This is a genomic window from Vibrio navarrensis (assembly GCF_000764325.1).
Lineage (GTDB): Bacteria > Pseudomonadota > Gammaproteobacteria > Enterobacterales > Vibrionaceae > Vibrio > Vibrio navarrensis.
Genome location: NZ_JMCG01000001.1, coordinates 2,930,524 through 2,950,797, shown reverse-complemented (window position 1 = coordinate 2,950,797; position 20,274 = coordinate 2,930,524). Strand labels below are relative to the sequence as shown.

Here is a 20,274-nt window from a genome sequence, read left to right as displayed (position 1 = left end):
GTCTTTTTAGACACAATACATTTTTTCTTACATTTTAAGATTTCAAACTTAAGGAAAGAATATGAAATTCAACAAGAGTTTGTCTGCCGGGCTCATGTTATTCGGGAGTTTAATCGGGGGGGCACCAAGTTATGCCCAAGACGTTCCCAAAACCGCCTTCGTCCATTTATTTGAATGGGGTTGGCAAGATATTGCTCAAGAATGTGAAGAGTTCCTAGGACCTAAAGGGTTTGCTGCGGTACAAGTCTCCCCTCCTCAGAAAAGTGTCGATAACCCGGCTTGGTGGTCTCGCTACCAACCCGTTAGTTATGCTTTTGAAGGCCGTAGTGGTAACCGTGCACAATTTGCGGATATGGTGCAACGTTGTAAAAACGTAGGGGTAGACATTTATGTGGATGCCGTCATTAACCATATGGCGGCATGGAATCGCAACTTCCCAGAAGTTCCATATGGAGTTAATGACTTTAATAGCTGCACCAGTGACATCAACTATTCTAATCGCTGGTCAGTACAAAACTGTGATCTTGTCGGACTTAATGATCTCAAAACCAGTTCTGAGTATGTTCGCCAAAAAATTGCAGACTACATGAATGATGCAATCAGTATGGGGGTCGCTGGGTTTCGTATTGATGCGGCGAAACATATGCCAGCCGAAGATATCGCGGCAATAAAGAGTAAGTTACATGGCACCCCTTATATTTTCCAAGAAGTGATCGGAGCGGAAAATGAGCCAGTAAAACCGGGGGAATACACTTATATTGGTGATGTTACTGAGTTCTTCTTTGCTCGCACCCTAGGACCTAAGTTTAAGCACGGGGGAATTAAAGACTTACAAGGTATTGGTTCTTGGAATGGTTGGCTAAGCAGCAGCGATGCCGTGACTTTTGTAACCAACCATGATGAAGAGCGCCATAACCCAGGGCAAGTACTCAGCCATCAAGGCTTTGGTAACCTCTACTTCCTCGGTAACGTTTTTACTTTGGCCTATCCTTATGGGTATCCCAAAGTCATGTCAGGCTACTACTTCAATGATTTTGATGCAGGCCCCCCCGCAACTGGCATACATACGGGTAACGCCTGTGGTTTTGATGGAGGAGACTGGGTTTGTGAACATCGCTGGCGCGGCGTAGCCAATATGGTGGCTTTTCGTAATCACACTGCAGCAGAATGGCGCGTGACCAACTGGTGGGATGATGGCTATAACCAAGTGGCCTTTGGCCGTGGTGGGCTAGGTTTTGTTGTCATTAACCGAGACGACAACAAAGGCATCAACCAAGGTTTTGCTACCGGAATGCCAGCGGGTGAATATTGCGACATCATCAGTGGTGACTTTAACTCACAAACGGGAACATGCAGTGGCACCACCATCAGTGTAGACAGTTCAGGTTATGCTCATTTCACCGTGGCTTCTCATAATGCGGCGGCCATTCATGTCGGAGCAAAAGTAGGACAAACCTGCACCGATTGTGATAAAAAACCAGCAACTCCCGTCACAGCAACCAACCTCTGCTACGACAATGCCGCTAATCACACTTCACCAACACTCTACTACTGGGGAGCACAACCAGCAGGCTCACTCACAAACGCCACTTGGCCTGGCGTTACCATGACGGCAAATGGTGATTTCTATTGCCATGATGTTGAAACTGAGCTTTCAAGTGTGAATGTGATTTTTTCAAATCAAGGTGCCAATAAGAGTAACGATCTCACCACCACTACTGGAACGTGTTATAGCGATGGTAGCTGGAAATCTTTAGCCGACTGTGGGTTTACCCTAATCACAGAAGAGGATAATGATAACGATAATGCCACCCAAATCTGTTATGACAATCAGCAAGGTTTCTCTCAACCTTACCTCTACTTCTGGAATGTGGATGCAGCAACGCCTATTGCTAACGCAACTTGGCCAGGGCAAGCAATGACTCAACAAAATGGTCAATATTGCTATGACTTTGGTACTAACCTCACTAGCTTGAAAGTCATTTTCAGTGATCAAGGCAGCCGCCAAACACTCGATATGAATGTTTCAGCACCAAACCTTTGTTATGCCAATGGTGAATGGAAAGATCTCTCCCAGTGCACCAGCAACACAAATGGTGGAAATGAAACTTGGTACTTCCGAGGAACAGCAAACGGATGGGGATTAACCGCATTGGATTACAATGAGCAAACCGGCCTTTACACAACAACCCAAACCTTCAATGGTGAAGAGTCACCCGCAAGGTTTAAAATTGATGATGGTTCGTGGACAGAATCCTACCCAAGTACGGATTATCAAGTCGGCGACTACGCCACCTATCAGATTCATTTCAATAGCAGTACAAAAGCCATCAGTGTGACACAACACTAATAACCTTATCGGTACAGTCTGAAGACTGTACCGATTTTCACCTCTTACAACCAATCCTTCGGATAAGCATTGAATTTATTTGCGGGGCTGCTACATTCATGAGGTTCAATAACAAGCAATGCGCAATTTCGGTCAATAACTCTAACTCAATTTATGTATGAATAACCAAGAATATCATCAGCTCGGTAACGCCATTGCAGCACTTATACCCGTTCAACTTGAAGATACAGGTTTCAATATCTGAAAATTATCCGTAATTCTGGATACGAGTGTACCTGCAACTTCTGGTAACGTTATATCGAAAAACTCTTTGATGGCTGAAGTAAATTCTGGCTTGGAGGAGAAGTAAATATTGTTCCTCACATGCTCATTCATCACTTTCCAAAGCCGCTCTATTGGATTTAAATTTGGACTGTAAGGCGGTAAGTAATGAAGCTCGATATTGAGCACTTTTGCCGCATTTTTCACCAACTCTGACTGATGATAGGCGGCACCATCAAGCACTAGGTGAACTTTTTGCTCCAACGGATAATGCTCCTTTTTGAGCTTCCAGAAGAAGCGAACAATGCTCTCGCTGTTTATCGTGTCATACGTTTCTGTCACGGTTGCGCCAATATTTTGAAGTGGTAACGCACCGATAATATTAAGACGACTTCGACTGCCTGTTGTCTCAATCACTTTGTCTTGGCCTTTTCGTATCCAGCCATAACTGAGTTTTGTTGACTGCGTAGGATGAACGGCATCCATAAATAACACAGGGTCTTCGCTGTTTCTTAGCGTCTCGTTGTAGTATTCGATAAAGGCTTGCTGCATCTCTGGGTCAAACTTGTGCGGTACACCTTTCGGCTTCTTATATGAAAAGCCGTGATGATGTAGCCATTTGTTCATGCCTGCAACGGTATAGCGAATACCAAACTCGGCTTTCACATAAGCGACTATTTGATGGGTATGAAAGTACGTCTTCTCAGATAAATGTTTGATAAGCTGCATGGTTTGCTCAGCAGAAAGTCGGCTCTGGCTACCACCATTTTCAGGCTTAAGTTTTTCAGAGAGAGCGTAATCACTGAGATGACGAGCAACGGTCGATTCATGAATACGAAGAGCTTGAGAAATCATCGTTTGACTCCAGCCTTCAGACGCAAGTAAAACCGCTTTGATGCGGTCACGCACTCGACCATCACGAGTTGAATCGTGCATCACTTCGAGTTGTTGTTTCTGTTGAGGAGTCAGTATTATTTTCATGGTGCGTAGCATGATCCTGATTTCATCAGAAATCAAGCATCTTCAATGATCACGGGTATATGATTACAGTTAATACTGATGTTCCCCTAAATATTTTTATTAGAGGAACATCGAAGTATTAGTATTACTGGTAGTTGCCCTTGATTGATTCTTGCTCAAATTGTTGTAGTTTTCCCTCTGCCAGTACTTTAGCGAGACCGCGGTTGAAAGCATCTAAGATCTCTTGCGCTCTGGGGGATGCGCCTACGCAGAATGGGCTGTAACAGCCCATTCTGCGTTGCAGCGGAAGCTAGGATTGCTTTTCAAATACCTCAACACCTTGTGGAATCTCATACCAGCTCTGTTTCTCCTTGACCCAAACATGGGTAGTCGGTTGAAACAGGGACTGCACATCAGGCGCAACGGGCTTGAGTTTCAGTTTAATGACCTCTGGTGCCGCGGGGTTGAAGTGATATATTCTGTTGCCACAGCCGGGACAAAATTTAGCAGCATTGATATTGCCACTTTCGGAGGAGCGTTGCCAATCATGCATCTCACCTTTAAATTCAATGTCTTGCACATGAACCAGCGCGGTAACACTAAAGGGGCTGGTAGCGAGTTTTTGACATTCAGTGCAGTGACAAGCAAGCACTTTAAAGGGAGCCTTGTGCAGTTGATACTCGACTTGTCCACATTGACAGCTGGCGCTAATTGGAAATTCCATAAACAGTTCCTTTGGTGAGTTGATGTTGGATACTGTAGGGAAAAAGAGCATTGCTCTGCCACTAGAATCGTGGCTTTAGTGTGATTTCATTGCAAAGAGTGATCTGGGTGGGAAATTAGGTGGAATAGAAAGGGCAGAGAGCGATGTGGCTTTCTGCCGTTGAGGGATCACAATCGGATAAGCATTGAGAGCCGGCCACTTAGTGCGCTTCAAATGCGAGGGCTTTTTTCTCAATCTGACGGAAAAGCAAGGTCAAGATCGCATTGATGGTGAGATAAAACGCCCCAGCGACACCGAACACGGTCAAGGTATCGTAGGTTTGTGCATTGATGCGTTGTGCATAACCCATCAAATCCATAATGGTAATGGTGCTGGCCAGCGACGTCCCTTTGAACACCAAAATCACTTCATTCGAGTAAGCCGGTACAGCACGTCTTAGCGCATAAGGCAGTAATACTTGTAAGGTTCTGATTTTATCCATGCCTAATGCACGGCAAGCTTGCCATTGTCCGGAAGGGATAGCGTTAAATGCGCCTTTAAACAACAGAGTACTGTAAGCTGCTGTATTGAGAGCCAGTGCCAGCATGGCGCAAAACCAAGGTTGGCTAAACCAGTGCCATAGAAAACTGTCGCGAATCCAATCAAACTGCCCTGGGCCGTAATAGATTAAGAAAATCTGTACCAGCAGCGGCGTGCCAGTAAACAGGGTAATCAAGCCGCGGCTTAGCCAATGCAACACTGGCACTCGTAAAATCAATGTTGTGGTCATTAAAAGCGACAGGATACAGCCCACAAGCAGTGAAGCGACAGTCAGTTCTAAGCTGGTGGCTAAGCCTTGCAGTAATTGCCAAACATGTTGCTCTTTCATGCTTTGCCTCCTTCGCTGATACTCATTCCTTGAATCGAGAATTTCTTATCGATCACTTTCACCAAGCGTTGGGTGATGAGTGTGATCAGCAGATAAATCGCCGCCGCTGTGGCATACCAAGTAAAGGCTTCATGAGTTGCTGCTGAGGTTAACTGCGCCTGTTTGAGCAGGTCCGTCACGCCGATCAAGGAAACCAAAGCGGTATCTTTTAGCAGCACCAACCACTGGTTAGTTAATCCAGGCAACGCGTGACGAATGGCCTGTGGCAGGACGATGCGAAAAAACGCATGACTTTTGGCTATGCCCAGCGCACTGGCCGCTTCACGTTGTCCTCTGCCAACCGCTTTGAGTGCGCCGCGTAGGGTTTGCGAGGCATAAGAGGCGAAAATCAGTGATAACGCCACCACACCAGAGAGAAACGGGCTGACTTCGATGAAATCCCCCGTGAGCAAAAACAGCACCTGCGTTGAGCCGAAATAGATGAACAGGACGACGAGAAGTTCAGGCAGGCCGCGTAGCAAGGTGACCAACAGCGTTGTTGGCCACTTGACGACGGCAAGCCGAGCCATCTCGCCACTGGCGAAAATGACCGCCAGAACCAGACCAACCAACAGGCTGACCACTGCAAGCTGAACGGTCATCCAGCTTGCTTGAACCAGTGAAAGTGAGTAGCCCGTCAGCCCCATATTAGTTTCCGAAGTACTGGTTAAAAATGGTTTGATACTCGCCGTTTGCTTTCACTGCTTTAAGTGCTGCATTCAGATCAGCGACCAGTTTCTGGTTGTCTTTATTGACCGCAATACCAAAGCCGTTTCCGAAGTATTGTGTGTTGGTAACGTATTCGCCGACGTAAGCGAGATTGTTCTCTTTCTTGAACCATTCCGCGACAACCGCAGTGTCACCGAACACCGAATCAATACGGCCATTTTTCATGTCGATAAAGGCGTCTTGATAGCTAGCGTAAGGTACGGCGGTCACGCCTGCCATTTGCTCAAGTAAGTAGCTTTGGTGAGTTGAACCGTTTTGCACCCCAACGCGTTTGCCTTTCAGAGCGCCTTGATCGGCCACTTTACCTGCAATGGAAACAAATGCTGCGGAGTTATCGTAATAAGCATCTGTAAAGCTCACTTGCTCAAGACGGGCTTCGGTGATGTCCATAGCGGAAATCGCGGCGTCGTAGCGTTTGAACTTCAGGGCAGGAATAAGGCTATCAAACGCTTGATTGTGGAAGCTGCATTTCGCTTGCATCTGTTTACACAGCGCGTTGGCTAAATCGACATCGAAACCTTGGATTTGATTGTTCTCATCCATGTATTCGAACGGCGCATAAGTGGCTTCCATGGCGAATTTAATTTCCTGCTGCGCAGCTACGTTGGCAGAGACGAGTCCGATAAGGGACGCCAGTAAAATCTTTTTCATTGTAATACTCCGTCTTTTTATGCGCAGATGCTCCTTCTGGAGCCCGCTTCTTGTTTTGTTTAGTGCTTTAAATAGTCCGCAAACTGGCTAGTTTGTGGCTGGGTAAACGCTTGTTTAGTGCCATGCTCAACGATCTTCCCTTTCTCAAGGTAGAGCACATGGCTGGCAATTTTTTTTGCAAAATCGACTTCGTGTGTCACGACCACTTGGGTAATACCCGTTTCACTCAACTGATTAATTATCTTCACGACTTGATTGGTGATTTCAGGATCGAGCGCCGCCGTTGGCTCGTCAAACAGCAGTACCTCGGGTTTCATCATCAGAGCGCGGGCGATAGCGACACGCTGCTGCTGACCACCGGAGAGTTCCAACGGCCAAGCATCTGCTTTTTCAGCCAATTGCAACGTGGTTAAGATCTGCGTCGCTTGCTCTTTGGCTTCGGCTTTGTTCAAGCCTAAGACCTTGACCGGGGCTTCGATTAAATTTTCTAGCACGGTCATGTGCGGCCAAAGATGGTATTGCTGGAAAACCATGCCAACTTTACGTCTTAGTTGCAAACCCAGATGTTCACTCATTGGCTGAGCGAAATCGAAAGTTTGCCCGGCGATGTTCAGCTGACCGCTATCGGCATTTTCAAGTAGGTTCAACACGCGCAAAAGAGAACTTTTACCCGCACCGCTTGGGCCGAGTAAGACTAAGGTTTCGCCTTTGTCACAACGAAAATGAATATCGTGCAATACTTGGGTGGTGCCGTAAGACTTATTGATGCCATTAACCTGAATCGTCATGTCTCATTTCTGCGTTAGTTGTTATGTGGCTTATGCTAGCATTTTTGCTGATCTATGCAATAAAAATGTATATAAATTTATTTTGTTGCTTTTTTGTATAGTTTTAAGCCGATCTGTCAGACAGACCTACTGGTTAAACCAGCATCTGTTTTGCCAATATTGAGTCAATAATAGCGAAGCGACGCTGTTTTTCTCAGCAAAGGAGCTAAGATGAGACGAAAGCAACGAAATAAGGAGTGAAAATGAAAATAAATGCAATTGTTGCCTTAGGAATTGCCTCATTATTGTTGGGTTGCCAGTCCAGCGAGAATCTTAGTGCGGACGTCCAAGCAACGAAAAGTGAGCCAGTGATGAGTGTTGCTGACAGCGAGCACAATGCGAGAAACTCACTCGATTGGAACGGCACTTACCAAGGTACGCTGCCTTGTGCTGATTGCGAGGGTATTGAAGTTTCTCTCACACTGAATCAAGACGGCACCTATCAGCTCATTCGCAATTATCTTGGCGAAGTCAGTGGGCAATTTACTTCGCAAGATCGCTTCCATTGGGATGAGCGCGGCAGTGTGGTGATTCTTTCTGGTGAAGATGCGCCGAATCAGTTCTTCGTTGGGGAGAATGTCCTCTTCATGCTCGATAGACAAGGGCAGCGCATTACCGGGCAATTGGCGGACCTCTACCGTCTGAGTAAACAGTAAATAACTCTGGTGAGTTAACGTTTTTGCCGCCGCCGTTTGAGCTCTGTCGGCCAGTTTTATAGAGTGTGCGCCTACACAAACTGAGGGATTGAGCCCTCTTTTTTCTATGGGGTATTTTGTGGAGAACGTACTGCTGGTTGTCAATTTTCTTCTGCAGCACAAATTGATTTTTACCGCGTTGATTGTGTTATTCGTCATCGCGATTCGCCGTTTTACTTTGTCAATTATCCGCGGTGATGCTGCGTTGATCACGCAGAAACAGCGTAACTGGATGTCGCGCACTAAAAATGGCACCTTCGCTGCGACGCTGCTTATTCTATTTGCCCTTTGGCAAGCGGAGATCAACCAGTTCGCTCTTTCGGTCACCGCAATTGCGGTGGCAATCGTGGTTGCCTCGAAAGAGATTATTCTCTGTTTTACGGGCTCCATTCAAAGAGCGAGTTCGCGCTCGTTTCGCGTCGGAGATTGGATAGAAGTGGGCAAGATCTGCGGTGAGGTGATCGAACACAATATGATGGCGACCGTGATTCAAGAGATCGATTTGCACCACGGCCAGTATCACTTTACTGGAAAAACCGCGACATTGCCGAACAGCATGTTTTTTACCTACCCGGTGAAAAACCTTAATTTTATGAAGCGCTACGTCTACCACAATTTTTCCATTGTGGTGCCGGAGTTCGTTAACTTGTATCCGCTTATCCCTCTTTTAACCGAAAAGATTGAAGAACACTGCCACTATTTCAGTGACGTGGCTCGCCGCTACAACGCCATGATTGAAAAGCATGCCGGTGTCGATTTGCCGGGTTCGGAACCGCACATACACATTACGACCACCGCCGCTGGTGAACAGGTTGTGCACTACATGATCTTCTGTCCGACCGATAAAGCGACTCATTTGGAACACTTGATCCGCCAGGATTTTATGCATGCGTACGAAGAGCGCTTTAAAATTCAGGAAAAGAAAACAGCTGAATTGTCCCTGTCCGCTTGAAGCTGCGTAGCCGAGGTCTAGACTGAAAGGTGTGATCAAAGGCAATGTCGCTGGGGAAAATGGCAGGACGATGGAGAAGACAGAGAATTGATTGATGAACGATGCTGTCAATTGAGAGCTGTTGACGTCGGCGTTGACTTGCAATTACCCGACTACTGATGCACATAAAGAAAAAAAGCCTTATCTTATGATAAGGCTTTTTAAAATTGGCTCCTCCTGCTGGGCTCGAACCAGCGACCTGCGGATTAACAGTCCGTCGCTCTACCGACTGAGCTAAGGAGGAAGTATTCTTTCATCGTGCTTGGCACTTACTGACGCTTTTATAAAACACCAGTCATATATGGTGCATCGAGGCGGAATAACGGGCTCGCCCAGAGCACTGACCGGGGTTTTCAACAAAAAACACCAGCTAATTTAAATGGTGCCTCGAGGCGGAATCGAACCACCGACACGAGGATTTTCAATCCTCTGCTCTACCGACTGAGCTATCGAGGCAAACTATCTAGCACAAGCTAAATAGTGCAAAAGTGGCGGAGAGATAGGGATTTGAACCCTAGGTACGCTATTAACGTACGCCGGTTTTCAAGACCGGTGCTTTCAACCACTCAGCCATCTCTCCGTAGGCCGCGATAATAGGGGGAAGCGATTCGCTTGTAAAGCGAAAAAAATTCAATTGCTTGATTTATCGCCATTTAAGCGCTTGTTCGCTGTGATTTTGAGCGCTTGATCTCTTTTTACGCGACGTTCCGTCGCAAAGTATGCGTGCAAATAACAAAGATAAAAAAAACCGGAGTAGTGTGACTCCGGTTGGTGACGTTTTTTCTGCTGCTGGGCAATTAGAATTTGTAAGTGACACCCGCATAAACTGCGCCGATGCTGTAAGCCACGTCTTTGGTGACCACAGTACTGTTTTGCACATAAGTGGTGCTGATACCGAAGATCTCGGTATCGTATCCAACGCGAAACGCTAAGCCATCCAGTGCTGGCGGCGCATATTCTAGACCGAGGCCGAAATGGATTGCGGTACCCTTATCGTCTTCGAGTGTTTGTGCCGTTTCGCTCAGGTCAAGCGCCGAAAGACCAATTAAACCGTACGGGCGAAAGCCGTTGTCAAAGCTGTATCCTAGGTTGGCGTTGATCGACAATGTCGTAGGCGACCAAGTATTCACGGGGTTAGTGAACTTAATATCACCGTATTTATTGTACTGTGCCTCGATACCCACGATACGGTTAAACTGATAGCCAACGATAAGTTTTAGCGCGCTGCCATCGGCTTTGCCATCCACACTTTCATCGCTGTCGAAATCGGTAGAACCCACGCCACCACCAACATAAAATCCTGACACTTTCGACTCAGCTTGAGCTGCAGACACGGCGGCTAAGCTCAATATGGCGAGCGCGATCGCTTTCATTTTCATTGTTATTTCCCACTAAGTTGGTCTTTGGTCTAAGGAGTTGCTTGCTGTATTTTTTTGGCAACCCACAACACTTTCTGTGCTCTGGTTTTGAACACTGTTTTATAGTGGGCAGGATGATATACAAATCTCATAATAATTGCCATAGCCAGGATGGAATTTATTGATGATGTCTATTTTAGATGGTGGTTTTTAACCCAACTCTTGTTGTGTTTAAAACGAGAATAGCGAATAAAGTGGTCAATCTGTTTGGCAATGAAGCGACTATAGATTAAGCCAGTGTGACTACTGCGTGCCATTAAATGGTCAGTCATGCCAGCGATTTTGGTCTCTTCGACAGTGACGGTGCCGTCCGAAAGGGTGTGATTGTCCATTAGCAGTAAAGGTCTTGCTCCTAAAGGCAGGGTGCCAGCAATACTGCCCGTTTTTGCGGCCATCGCCAACGGTCATCGTGCAGATCCAAACCGTGTTTAGGCGCGTTACCAAGCATGGCGCCAAAACCTAACTCTTTAATGCGCTCGGCAATGGATGCCCCTTGTAATGGTGAGCCTATCGCCACGACATGGGAAATGCTGGCTGTCGAAGGTTGCCGCGACGCAAGATACTGTTTAATCATCAGCCCGCCAAGGCTATGACCCACTAACACGTTGGGTGAGAAGGGGTCGAGCGCCTCATCGATCGTCTGATAGACTTTTTCCTCATCAATCTTGACTGAGTTGTAGGTCAGGGTTTTCGTTTGATAGCCCAGCTTTCGCAAGCGGTGGCTAAGTGGCTGCATGACCAAGCCATGCATATACAACCCATGTAAGATGATGATTTTCATCTCGACTCCTTTCGTGGCAGCGATGAGTATCGCATGCGATTTATTCTGTTACTGTGACTCTGCTTGAGCAAGCAAGTTTTGTACTTGCTGAAATAATTGGTGACGGTCAGTGACATCACCAGACACGACTTCGCCAATGTTGACGCTGACTTTTGACCAGAAGCGGCTTGGTCGCTTAGCACAAGCATGTCCATTTTTATGACTGAAAAACGATCCCCACAGCCCGACTAAACCCACTGGAATCACCTTGACTGGGTTATGTTGCAAAATCTTTTCTACTCCGGGGCGAAACTCCCCCAGCAACCCATCGGTGGTCAAACGACCTTCAGGGAAAAGACACACCACTTCGCCATTGTTGAGCGCTTGGTCTATTTGCTGAAAAGCGTTTTGATAGGTGTCACGACATTTTTTCGGCGAACAGATAGGGATAACGCCAGCGTGTCGGAATAGAGGTTTGAGCAGCGGTATTTCGCTGATCTCTTTCGCCATCACAAAACGAACTGGCCTTGGTGATACCCCCATCAGAATCAGCGCGTCAACGTAACTGACGTGGTTCGCCACCAGCAGGGCGGCTCCTTGCTGAGGGATCAACTCTCGGCCACGAATCGTCACGCGATACATCAGGTGGCTGAGTAAGTAGCTGACAAAACGTTGTGTAAACTCAGGCACTTGGCGATAAACGTATACCGCCACGATAAGATTGACGACCGCGAGCAGAGCAAATAACTGGACGATAGAGAGCCCGAGTACCGTTAAAAGGAGGATGGCCAAAGCGGCTGACGCGACCATAAACAGCGAATTCATGATGTTGTTGGCGGCGATTGCTTGCGCACACTGTCCTTGCTCGGCGCGTGATTGGATAAAAGCATACAGAGGCACAACGAACAGGCCGCCACTAACGCCAACCATGAAGAGATCAAACATGACTCGCCAGTGTGCTGACTGAGCGATAAATGCTCCTGCTTGCCAGTATGAATCACTCAACGGTTGGCTGTGCGGAAGAGCAAGCAGCAAGTCAATGCCAAACAGTGTTAAACCAGCAATGCCAAAGGGCAAAATACCGAGTTCGACTTGATCAAAAGAGAGCTTTTCACACAGCCAAGAGCCAGCGGCAATGCCGATAGAAAAGAGGGCCAGCAGCAGCGAGACCACAGTACTGTCGGCGTGCAAGTGGATTTTCGCAAAGTTAGGGAACTGAGTGAGATAAGTTGCGCCCAGAAACCAAAACCAACTGATGGCGAGGATTGCCATCCAGATGCCGCGATTACGCTGGCTGTGTTTGAGTGTGGTGATTAAGGCAGAAATTGGCTGGAAGCTTCCCTTGCCCCCAGTGCTGGCAGGTAAGGAAGGGATCAAACGGCTGGTGAACACCCCAATTAGTGACAAAACGAGCACGAGCCCTGCGGCAATCGGTAGCCCATCGTCGAGCGCGATGAGTAATCCGGCGGTTAGAGTACCTGCAAGAATCGAGATAAAAGTGCCCATTTCGACCCAAGCGTTGCCTTTGACCAGCTCACGAGGCAGCAACGCTTGCGGCAGCAGAGAGTATTTGACCGGGCCGAAGTACGCCGACTGGGTTCCCGTGAGAAACAGCAGCACCAGCATGGCGATAGGGCTTTGCGTCAAAATAGCCACGGCCGCGCAGCCCATGATAAAAAACTCGGCGATTTTCAAACGGCGGATCAGGCGTGCTTTGTCCATGTGATCGGCGATTTGCCCTGCATGCGCAGAAAAGAGTAAAAAGGGCAGAATAAACAGACCCGCAGCCAAGTTGACAAATAGATCGACAGGCATTGGCAAGCTATCGAGCTGGCTGTAAGTGACCATCAGCAGCAAGATATTTTTATAGACATTGTCATTCAAAGCGCCCAAACATTGGGTGCAAAAGTAAGGAAAAAATCGACGAGAAAATAACATTGTAGCCTCCATGAGTGCGTGGCTTAACCAGGTTCCAATGGCTGGCAGAGTGCCGCAAATCTCATTTAGGCGCGAGAATAGCGATAGAAGTAACGTATATTGTTACTCGAAATCTAATCTAATGTTACTTTTTATGTTGGCTCGCGTTTGCTTCTCGCTCGGCGAACAGCGGAAAAGTCCAGCGGCGAATCGCGAGCACCAAGGATGTGCCGTGACGATCTTTGATATCCAGTTCATTGTCACTTTGGCAGGTGGCGTAGAATTCGCCGACCAGTTTTTGCATCTTCTGCTGCATTTTCTGGTTGCTGGGTAACGACATCAAGCCCGTCGCCATCACCAGTTTCTCATCCTCTGCGGAAAAATAGCTGTTGAAAAAGGCGTGTTGCACTTGCTGCTGGAAAAAAGACTGAATGGGGCCACCGGCAATCCAGGCAAACTGCTTAGCGACCTTCAATTTAAATCGGTTGTTGGGCTGCAGTTCGATGATACCAAGACGATCGAGTTGCACGCACTTTTGTATTAGATCCGGTTCACTGAATTGGTACTGTTCGGCTATCTGTTTAAAGGTGTAGCCATTCACGACGCACACCGCGACCAGTAGCAGTGCTTTGTCGTCAATCAGCTCTTTCTCCTGTTGATAACTGAGCGCGGTCAGCTCCTGTTTTTGCGCATAGGCGAGCTTAAATAACTCACTCATCTCTAAGTCGATAAGCTGGCATATACGTTCCAAACGCGCCAAGCTGATGTGGTTGCCCTCTGCCAGCAAGCGTTTCACCGAGCCTTCACTAAGATCTAAGGCGGTGGCGATGTCGGCATAGTGCACACCACGTAATTTCAGTTGGGTTTTCAGTTCAGCGATCAGTTGCTGCGATTCGGTCATGGCCTTTGTTCCATCTGATTTGCTCAGTTTCCAGTTTGGCCTAGTATGCCCACCTCAATATAAAATTGCGAACAACAAAAAATGGCCCTAAATAGGGCCAAGGGGGAAACAACGTTAGCCTCTCGGGGAAGAGACTTCGTCGACCAAATACAAAATGGATTGATAGGGTATGCCGCTGTGATGCGACAAACCAATTTCACAGGTGCGGCTATTGCTAAAGCCCCGAGTGCAATCGCTTGGCACTTGTGCTTTGAGCGGATGAACAGCCGCTTCGTTCAGCTCTGGCGTGGTAAACCCTTTGTCGCCAGCCCAGCCGCAACACTGAATATGCTCAGGCACGATCACTTGGCTGGTGCAGGTTTTGGCCAGTGACAACATGTCGTTTTCTAGTCCCATGCGGCGTGAACTGCACGTGATGTGCAGCATCACGGTTTCATCGAGTGGCTCAATGTGCAGATGCTCCAGCAGATACTTGCGCACAAAACCCGTAGGCTCAAGCACTTCCAGCGGTTTGCTAAACTGTTCAATACTCCGCTTGGCGCAGGGGCTGGTGTCCATAAGCACAGCATATTTGCCTTGACGAGTGGCCTGCCACAGCACCTCTTCCAACTGTTTCGCTTTACTTTCAGCCAGTTCGCTCATGCCTTTGCTGTCGTAGGGCATACCACAGCACTGCTCATTCAGGCTCGGTGGAATAATCACATCGTAGCCCGCTTTCTCTAGGAGTGACAATGTCACCTCTGTCAGCGGGCGTTGATCTGCCGCGCTGCTCTGCTGGCCCATATTACGGCTCGCACAAGAGGGCATGTAAACCACTTTCTTCTCGTCGGAGCGCTGCGCCAGTGGGACTTTACCTAAGTCATGCGTATTGGCCTGCGGATATTCTGCATACCAGATAGGCGTCGCCCCTTTGGAAAGCGAGCGCAGCCCGTTGGTCAGTTTACCGACCGTTTCAGCGCCGAGCGCCTTAGTGGCGATCTGGTTGGCTTTGAGACCAGCGCGCGCCAGTGCGGTGGTGGTGGAAAAATGCTCCGCCGTCCATTTGGCGATCGGCGTAAACTTCTGATACTTAGCGGTGCGAAGTTTTTTCACCAAATCGCCAGTATTAATGCCAACTGGGCAGCGGTCGGCACACAATCCGGTTGCAGCACAAGTATCAATGCCTTGATAGTCAAAGACTTTCTTTAATTCCGACGCTTGAATATCTTCGCCTGCTCGTTCACGTCGTTGCAGCTCACGATACAATACGATCCGTTGACGTGGCGACAGCGTCAGTGTTCTCGAAGGGCAAACTGGTTCGCAAAAGCCGCATTCGATACAGCGGTCGACCAAAGGATCGGCGGCCGGCATGGGTTTGAGGTTTTCGATGTGGGAATGCGGATTGTCGTTGATAATCACCCCGGGGTTGAGCAGGCCCTGCGGGTCGAACAGCGCTTTGATCTGCTGCATCAGTTGATAGCCTTCTTTACCCCATTCCAGCTCAACGTACGGCGCCATATTGCGCCCTGTACCATGTTCTGCCTTGAGCGAGCCTTGATACTTGACCGCGACCAGCTCCGCAACCTCATCCATAAACTTGCCATAGCGGTCAATTTCTGTTGGGCTGTCAAACCCTTGAGTGAACACGAAGTGCAAGTTGCCTTCGAGCGCATGGCCGAAAATGATCGCTTCACTGTATTGGTAGCGATCAAACAAGGCTTGTAAGTCGCGCACGCCGTTAGCTAAGTTTTCCACTGGAAAAGCAACGTCTTCGATAATCACCGTGGTGCCGACTTCGCGCACTGCGCCCACGGCAGGGAACATCCCTTTGCGGATCCCCCACAGTGTGGCAACGGTTGCAGCATCGCTGGTGAAGGGCACGGACTCAATAATGGTGTACTCTGCCAACGCATCCATCACTGATTTACATTGTAAATCTAACGTTGTTTGGCAGCTTGCATGAGACTCAACCAAAATGGCCGCCGCTTCGAGATCCAGCGATTGAATAAAGCTCGGCATACCGGCTTTGTCGGCAACAGAGCGCAGCGCACGGCCATCCATCAGTTCCACAGCGGCCACGGGCAACTTAGATAATGTGGTGACGGCGCGACACGCTTCTTCAATGCTGGCAAAGACCAATAATGCTGAGGCTTTATTGGGGTGCTCAATCACAGTGTTGTAGGTAATTTCGGCAATAAAGCCTAAGGTGCCTTCCGAGCCAATCATCAGGTGTTCAATGACTTCAATCGGATCTTGGTAATCCACCAAGGCATTGAGGGCGTAACCTGTGGTATTTTTAAGACGATACTTGTGCTTAATTTTATCCGATAATTCTTTATTATCAGCTACTTGTTGGCAGAGTGCTTCAATGCCAGAGACGAGCGAAGCGTGGCTTTGCTTAAACGCAGCGATGCTGGCTTGATCTGCGGTGTTCAGTATGGTGCCATCACTAAACACGATCTTCATACTATCCACGGTGCGGTAAGAGTTTTGCGCGGTGCCGCAGCACATGCCACTGGCATTATTGGCCGCTATGCCGCCGATTTTGCAGGTATTGATCGAGGCTGGATCTGGGCCGATCTTGCGTTGGAAAGGCGCAAGGTATTTGTTGGCATCTGCGCCGATCACGCCGGGTTGCAGAGTGATCTTATGGCCATTGTCGATAATTTCATGCCCGCGCCAGTCATCGGTCAGTGTGATCAGTACTGAGTCGGACACCGCTTGCCCGGAAAGGCTGGTACCAGCGGCGCGAAAGGTGCAGTGCACGCCCAGTTCGCGGCAACTTTGAATGGCGAATATCACTTCGTCGAGATCTTTGAGGCGCAGAACAATCTTGGGGATCAAACGATAAAAGCTGGCATCGGTGCCGTAAGCGAGGCGCTTGGCTTCTTGAGTGATGATTCTCTCTGGCTCAATGCGTGTCGCCAACAGCGCTTCGAGTTGTTGATAAGTGGCGTTGGAAAGGGTGTTGGCCATCAATTGCTTCCTTCTTCAGTGCAGCCGATGTGTTTTTATGCTTGAAATGGCTGCGGTGCTGGACTCATGCTTTCCAGCACCATTTTTTATATCAATCGCTTAAGGCATTTTTACCAGAGAATCGCGCGAAAGATCGCCAATGGTTTTCGCCCCTGTGAGCGTCATCGCAACGCGCATCTCTTTAGCATAGAGATCCAGCAAGTTCTCCACTCCAGCACCGCCTTGCGCCGCCAGTGCGTACACAAACGAGCGGCCAATCAAAGTGCAATCGGCGCCAAGCGCCAGCATACGCACTACATCTAGGCCAGTACGGATGCCCGAATCGACGAAGATTTTCAGGTCGCCTTTGACGGCATCGGCAATCCCCGGCAGCGCTTTGGCGGTCGATAAGACGCCGTCTAGCTGGCGGCCACCGTGGTTCGAGACCACAATGCCGTCAGCGCCAAAACGAACCGCGTCTTTGGCGTCTTCTTGGTCTAAGATGCCTTTAATCACCATCGGCCCATCCCAGAAGTCGCGGATCCACTCGAGATCTTGCCACGAGATTGAAGGGTCGAAGTTTTCCCCCAGCCAACCGATGTAATCTTCCAGCTTAGTTGGCGTGCCGCGATAGGTGGAAATGTTGCCCAGATCGTGCGGTTTGCCCAGCAAACCAACGTCCAGCGCCCAGCTTGGGTGCAGCATCGACTGAAACACGCGACGCATCGCCGCATTTGGGCCGCTCATGCCAGAGTGCATGTCGCGGTAACGCGCGCCCGGTACTGGCATATCAACCGTGAACACCAGCGTGGTTACACCTGCGGCTTTGGCGCGCTCAAGCACGTTTTTCATAAAGCCGCGATCTTTGAGCACGTAAAGCTGAAACCACATTGGGCGCTGAATGGCGGGAGCGACCTCTTCAATCGGGCAGACGGAAACGGTCGACATGGTAAACGGAATGCCTTTCTTCTCCGCCGCTTTCGCCGCTTGCACTTCGCCGCGGCGAGCGTACATGCCGGTTAAACCGACAGGGGCAAGCGCGATCGGCATCGCCAACTTCTCACCAAAAATTTCTGTTTCTAAGCTGAGATCAGCCATGTCGCGCAGTACGCGTTGGCGCAGTGCGACGTCGCCGAGGTCATCGGTGTTGCGTTTGAGCGTGCGCTCGTCATAAGAGCCGCCATCAATGTAATGAAAAAGAAACGGAGGCAATTTGGCTTTTGCCGCAGCGCGGTAATCGGTAGAAGCAGAAATAATCATATTGGGTTCCTAGCTGTCAATCTAAGGGCGCGATTTGAGCGTGTTGCACTGCTCAATCCGCTTTCACTGACTGCGCGACAAGTCGCAGTCGACATCTGAAAGTAAGCTTGCCAAGCATGCGCGCCGAATCGATGTGGCGCGCGATGTTGTGCAATGACATGGTATTTATGGGATCATCAGGGCGTCGGTCAGTTGCAAGCCATAGATCAAGACCAAACCTATGATGCCTGTCATCACAAGATAGTAGAACGTGGGAATAATGGTCTTGCGCAGCGTCGCACCTTCACGCCCCAGCAGTCCGACAGTCGCAGACGCGGCGACCACGTTATGAATAGCGATCATATTGCCTGCGGCAGCGCCTACCGCTTGCAGCGCCACCACAATCGCACTGGAAATGGTCAGGGTTTGCGCCACTTCAAACTGGAACTGGCTGAACATCATGTTAGAGACGGTGTTGGAGCCAGCGATAAACGCGCCCAGTGCGCCGACGGTGGCACTCAGTGCCGGAAATGCCGAGCCCACTAAGTCCGCAGCGAAGTTCGCGGTAGTGACGGGCATACTGGCTAAATCCGCGGCGTTAACCCCTGAGTTGATAAAAATACGTACCATAGGGATAGTAAAGACCAGAACAAAGCCAGCACCAAGCAAGGTTTTGCTTGATTCACCGAACGCTTTCGCCATCGGCTTGACACTGCCCGATTGGATAAGCACGGCCAACAGTGCGACGAAGACTAAGATCCCACCCGGCAGATAGAGTGGCTGAAACGCGGTAGTGATGCCTGTTTCACCGAGAATATTGCCAGACGCAATACTGATGCCAGTGAGCAACGCTTTGAAATCGGGACTGACACGGCTGGCGACCAGAATCACCGCCAGTAGCACGTAAGGTGTCCACGCTTTGGCCAAACTCATCGGCTTGCCTTTGACCTCTTCAAGGTCGATTTTCAGTGAACCCAACCACTCCGTTGGCCATTTTTCTTCCGCTTCAAAATCCCATTGGCTTTTGGGGACTAAAAAGCCTTTTTTCGCCGCGGTTACCACAATGGCTAGGCCAAGCAAACCACCAATCAGAGACGGAAACTCTGGGCCAAGGAACACGCCAGTTAGCGCGTAAGGCACGGTAAACGCCAAGCCAGCAAACAGGGCGAAAGGCAGAATGTCCAAGCCTTCGCTCCAACTGCGATTCTTGCCAAAAAAGCGGGTCAGCATCATCGCCATCAGTACTGGCATCACAGTGCCAACGGCGGCGTGAATAAGCGCGACGCTTGAAGTGATTTGCTGTAGGTAGATATCCCAGCTTGAACCGTGGGCGAGCAGGCTTTCACTGATGTTATGAGTATCGAGACCTTTGTTGACGCCGACGATGATCGGCGTACCGACTGCGCCAAAAGAGACCGGCGTCGATTGTATCATCATCCCCATCAATACCGCTGCCAATGCAGGGAAGCCAATCGCTACCAGCAGCGGAGCTGCGATCGCCGCGGGCGTGCCGAATCCGGATGCGCCTTCAATGAAAGAGCCAAAACACCAAGCGATGATGATGGCTTGGACGCGCCGGTCAGCGGAGATGTCGGTAAAGCCGTTACGTATGGTGGTGATGGCACCCGTGTGTTTTAGGGTGTTAAGCAGGAAAATCGCGCCAAACACGATCCACAGTACTGACACTGTGATGCCAAGCCCTTGTAGGATAGAGGCCAGCACGCGTGTGCCGGACATATCCCAGAAGAATAGGGCAATGACAACGGTCAGGCCAAAGGCGACTGGCATGGCTTTTTTGGCTGGCCAGTTAAGGCCAACAAGTAGGATGGCGGCGACGACAATCGGCGAAAAGGCCACCAAGGCAAGTATGGTTTCACTCATGGGTACTTCCTCGTACTCTGACTTTCCAATCTCAGGCGAGTTCGGCTGAAATCTTGAAAATCCTTTATTGTTTTTGTAATGGGGTTGTTAATTTGTGGTGAATTTACCCCTTTATTTTTTATTGATATA

Annotated in this window: 15 protein-coding genes, 3 tRNA genes and 1 pseudogene; 3 read left to right on the top strand and 16 right to left on the bottom strand. The window is 49.1% G+C overall.

Annotated features, from left to right (window positions below):
- Nucleotides 1-61: 61 nt before the first annotated feature.
- Nucleotides 62-2,350, top strand: a complete 2,289-nt coding sequence (locus tag EA26_RS13035) for a starch-binding protein (RefSeq protein ID WP_039428119.1) — start codon at nucleotides 62-64, stop codon at nucleotides 2,348-2,350.
- 213 nt (nucleotides 2,351-2,563) lie between these two features.
- On the opposite strand, the gene EA26_RS13030 is transcribed toward EA26_RS13035, so the two are convergent.
- The 6 genes from EA26_RS13030 to artP all read right to left on the bottom strand — a co-directional run bounded on the left by EA26_RS13030 (nucleotide 2,564) and on the right by artP (nucleotide 7,370).
- Nucleotides 2,564-3,592, bottom strand: coding sequence for an IS630 family transposase (locus EA26_RS13030; RefSeq protein ID WP_081947138.1), 1,029 nt, complete (start codon nucleotides 3,590-3,592; stop codon nucleotides 2,564-2,566).
- 289 nt (nucleotides 3,593-3,881) lie between these two features.
- On the bottom strand, nucleotides 3,882-4,295 hold the full coding sequence (locus tag EA26_RS13025) for a GFA family protein (RefSeq protein WP_039428115.1): 414 nt from the start codon (nucleotides 4,293-4,295) through the stop codon (nucleotides 3,882-3,884).
- 199 nt (nucleotides 4,296-4,494) lie between these two features.
- Complete coding sequence (gene artM, locus EA26_RS13020) at nucleotides 4,495-5,163, bottom strand: arginine ABC transporter permease ArtM (protein WP_039428113.1); 669 nt, start codon at nucleotides 5,161-5,163, stop codon at nucleotides 4,495-4,497.
- Nucleotides 5,160-5,849 carry an arginine ABC transporter permease ArtQ gene (gene artQ / locus EA26_RS13015; protein ID WP_039428111.1) on the bottom strand — a complete coding sequence of 230 codons (690 nt, stop codon included), beginning with the start codon at nucleotides 5,847-5,849 and terminating at the stop codon, nucleotides 5,160-5,162. The genes artM and artQ overlap by 4 nt, the downstream gene beginning before the upstream one ends.
- A gap of 1 nt (nucleotide 5,850) precedes the next feature.
- Nucleotides 5,851-6,582, bottom strand: coding sequence for an arginine ABC transporter substrate-binding protein (locus EA26_RS13010; protein ID WP_039428109.1), 732 nt, complete (start codon nucleotides 6,580-6,582; stop codon nucleotides 5,851-5,853).
- A gap of 59 nt (nucleotides 6,583-6,641) precedes the next feature.
- On the bottom strand, nucleotides 6,642-7,370 hold the full coding sequence (artP, locus tag EA26_RS13005) for an arginine ABC transporter ATP-binding protein ArtP (RefSeq protein ID WP_039428106.1): 729 nt from the start codon (nucleotides 7,368-7,370) through the stop codon (nucleotides 6,642-6,644).
- Between the two features lie 242 nt (nucleotides 7,371-7,612).
- On the opposite strand from artP, the gene EA26_RS13000 reads away from it, so the two are divergent.
- Together EA26_RS13000 and EA26_RS12995 are read left to right on the top strand one after the other, a co-directional pair.
- Nucleotides 7,613-8,065: a copper resistance protein NlpE gene (locus tag EA26_RS13000; protein ID WP_052079753.1), complete on the top strand. Its 453-nt coding sequence runs from the start codon at nucleotides 7,613-7,615 to the stop codon at nucleotides 8,063-8,065.
- A gap of 118 nt (nucleotides 8,066-8,183) precedes the next feature.
- Complete coding sequence (locus EA26_RS12995) at nucleotides 8,184-9,056, top strand: mechanosensitive ion channel family protein (RefSeq protein ID WP_039429126.1); 873 nt, start codon at nucleotides 8,184-8,186, stop codon at nucleotides 9,054-9,056.
- Nucleotides 9,057-9,263: 207 nt separating this feature from the next.
- On the opposite strand, the gene EA26_RS12990 is transcribed toward EA26_RS12995, so the two are convergent.
- From EA26_RS12990 to EA26_RS12945, 10 genes and pseudogenes are all read right to left on the bottom strand, one after another.
- A tRNA-Asn gene (locus EA26_RS12990) sits at nucleotides 9,264-9,339 on the bottom strand.
- 136 nt (nucleotides 9,340-9,475) lie between these two features.
- Nucleotides 9,476-9,551 (bottom strand) — tRNA-Phe (locus EA26_RS12985).
- A 33-nt stretch (nucleotides 9,552-9,584) separates the two neighbouring features.
- Nucleotides 9,585-9,675: transfer RNA gene (locus EA26_RS12980), tRNA-Ser, on the bottom strand.
- Nucleotides 9,676-9,892: 217 nt separating this feature from the next.
- On the bottom strand, nucleotides 9,893-10,474 hold the full coding sequence (locus tag EA26_RS12975) for a porin family protein (protein ID WP_039428104.1): 582 nt from the start codon (nucleotides 10,472-10,474) through the stop codon (nucleotides 9,893-9,895).
- A gap of 170 nt (nucleotides 10,475-10,644) precedes the next feature.
- Nucleotides 10,645-11,294: pseudogene (locus EA26_RS12970) on the bottom strand (esterase/lipase family protein).
- Between the two features lie 48 nt (nucleotides 11,295-11,342).
- A complete protein-coding gene (locus tag EA26_RS12965; RefSeq protein ID WP_039428102.1) occupies nucleotides 11,343-13,211 on the bottom strand; it encodes an MFS transporter in 1,869 nt (622 codons plus the stop codon).
- 124 nt (nucleotides 13,212-13,335) lie between these two features.
- The gene (locus EA26_RS12960; protein ID WP_039428099.1) at nucleotides 13,336-14,091 is read right to left on the bottom strand and encodes a helix-turn-helix domain-containing protein; all 756 of its coding nucleotides are present in this window, start codon (nucleotides 14,089-14,091) and stop codon (nucleotides 13,336-13,338) included.
- Nucleotides 14,092-14,205: 114 nt separating this feature from the next.
- Nucleotides 14,206-17,046: an FAD-binding and (Fe-S)-binding domain-containing protein gene (locus EA26_RS12955; RefSeq protein WP_039428096.1), complete on the bottom strand. Its 2,841-nt coding sequence runs from the start codon at nucleotides 17,044-17,046 to the stop codon at nucleotides 14,206-14,208.
- Between the two features lie 99 nt (nucleotides 17,047-17,145).
- Nucleotides 17,146-18,285, bottom strand: coding sequence for an FMN-dependent L-lactate dehydrogenase LldD (gene lldD / locus EA26_RS12950; RefSeq protein WP_039428094.1), 1,140 nt, complete (start codon nucleotides 18,283-18,285; stop codon nucleotides 17,146-17,148).
- A gap of 165 nt (nucleotides 18,286-18,450) precedes the next feature.
- A complete protein-coding gene (locus EA26_RS12945; protein WP_039428093.1) occupies nucleotides 18,451-20,145 on the bottom strand; it encodes an L-lactate permease in 1,695 nt (564 codons plus the stop codon).
- Nucleotides 20,146-20,274 lie beyond the last annotated feature (129 nt).

Bases quoted from the DNA above. Each gene is read 5' to 3' on its own strand.
- EA26_RS13035 (WP_039428119.1), top strand. From the start codon at position 62: ATGAAATTCAACAAGAGTTTGTCTGCCGGGCTCATGTTATTCGGGAGT.
- EA26_RS13030 (WP_081947138.1), bottom strand. From the start codon at position 3,592: ATGAAAATAATACTGACTCCTCAACAGAAACAACAACTCGAAGTGATG.
- EA26_RS13025 (WP_039428115.1), bottom strand. From the start codon at position 4,295: ATGGAATTTCCAATTAGCGCCAGCTGTCAATGTGGACAAGTCGAGTAT.
- artM (WP_039428113.1), bottom strand. From the start codon at position 5,163: ATGAAAGAGCAACATGTTTGGCAATTACTGCAAGGCTTAGCCACCAGC.
- artQ (WP_039428111.1), bottom strand. From the start codon at position 5,849: ATGGGGCTGACGGGCTACTCACTTTCACTGGTTCAAGCAAGCTGGATG.
- EA26_RS13010 (WP_039428109.1), bottom strand. From the start codon at position 6,582: ATGAAAAAGATTTTACTGGCGTCCCTTATCGGACTCGTCTCTGCCAAC.
- artP (WP_039428106.1), bottom strand. From the start codon at position 7,370: ATGACGATTCAGGTTAATGGCATCAATAAGTCTTACGGCACCACCCAA.
- EA26_RS13000 (WP_052079753.1), top strand. From the start codon at position 7,613: ATGAAAATAAATGCAATTGTTGCCTTAGGAATTGCCTCATTATTGTTG.
- EA26_RS12975 (WP_039428104.1), bottom strand. From the start codon at position 10,474: ATGAAAATGAAAGCGATCGCGCTCGCCATATTGAGCTTAGCCGCCGTG.
- EA26_RS12965 (WP_039428102.1), bottom strand. From the start codon at position 13,211: ATGTTATTTTCTCGTCGATTTTTTCCTTACTTTTGCACCCAATGTTTG.
- EA26_RS12960 (WP_039428099.1), bottom strand. From the start codon at position 14,091: ATGACCGAATCGCAGCAACTGATCGCTGAACTGAAAACCCAACTGAAA.
- EA26_RS12955 (WP_039428096.1), bottom strand. From the start codon at position 17,046: ATGGCCAACACCCTTTCCAACGCCACTTATCAACAACTCGAAGCGCTG.
- lldD (WP_039428094.1), bottom strand. From the start codon at position 18,285: ATGATTATTTCTGCTTCTACCGATTACCGCGCTGCGGCAAAAGCCAAA.
- EA26_RS12945 (WP_039428093.1), bottom strand. From the start codon at position 20,145: ATGAGTGAAACCATACTTGCCTTGGTGGCCTTTTCGCCGATTGTCGTC.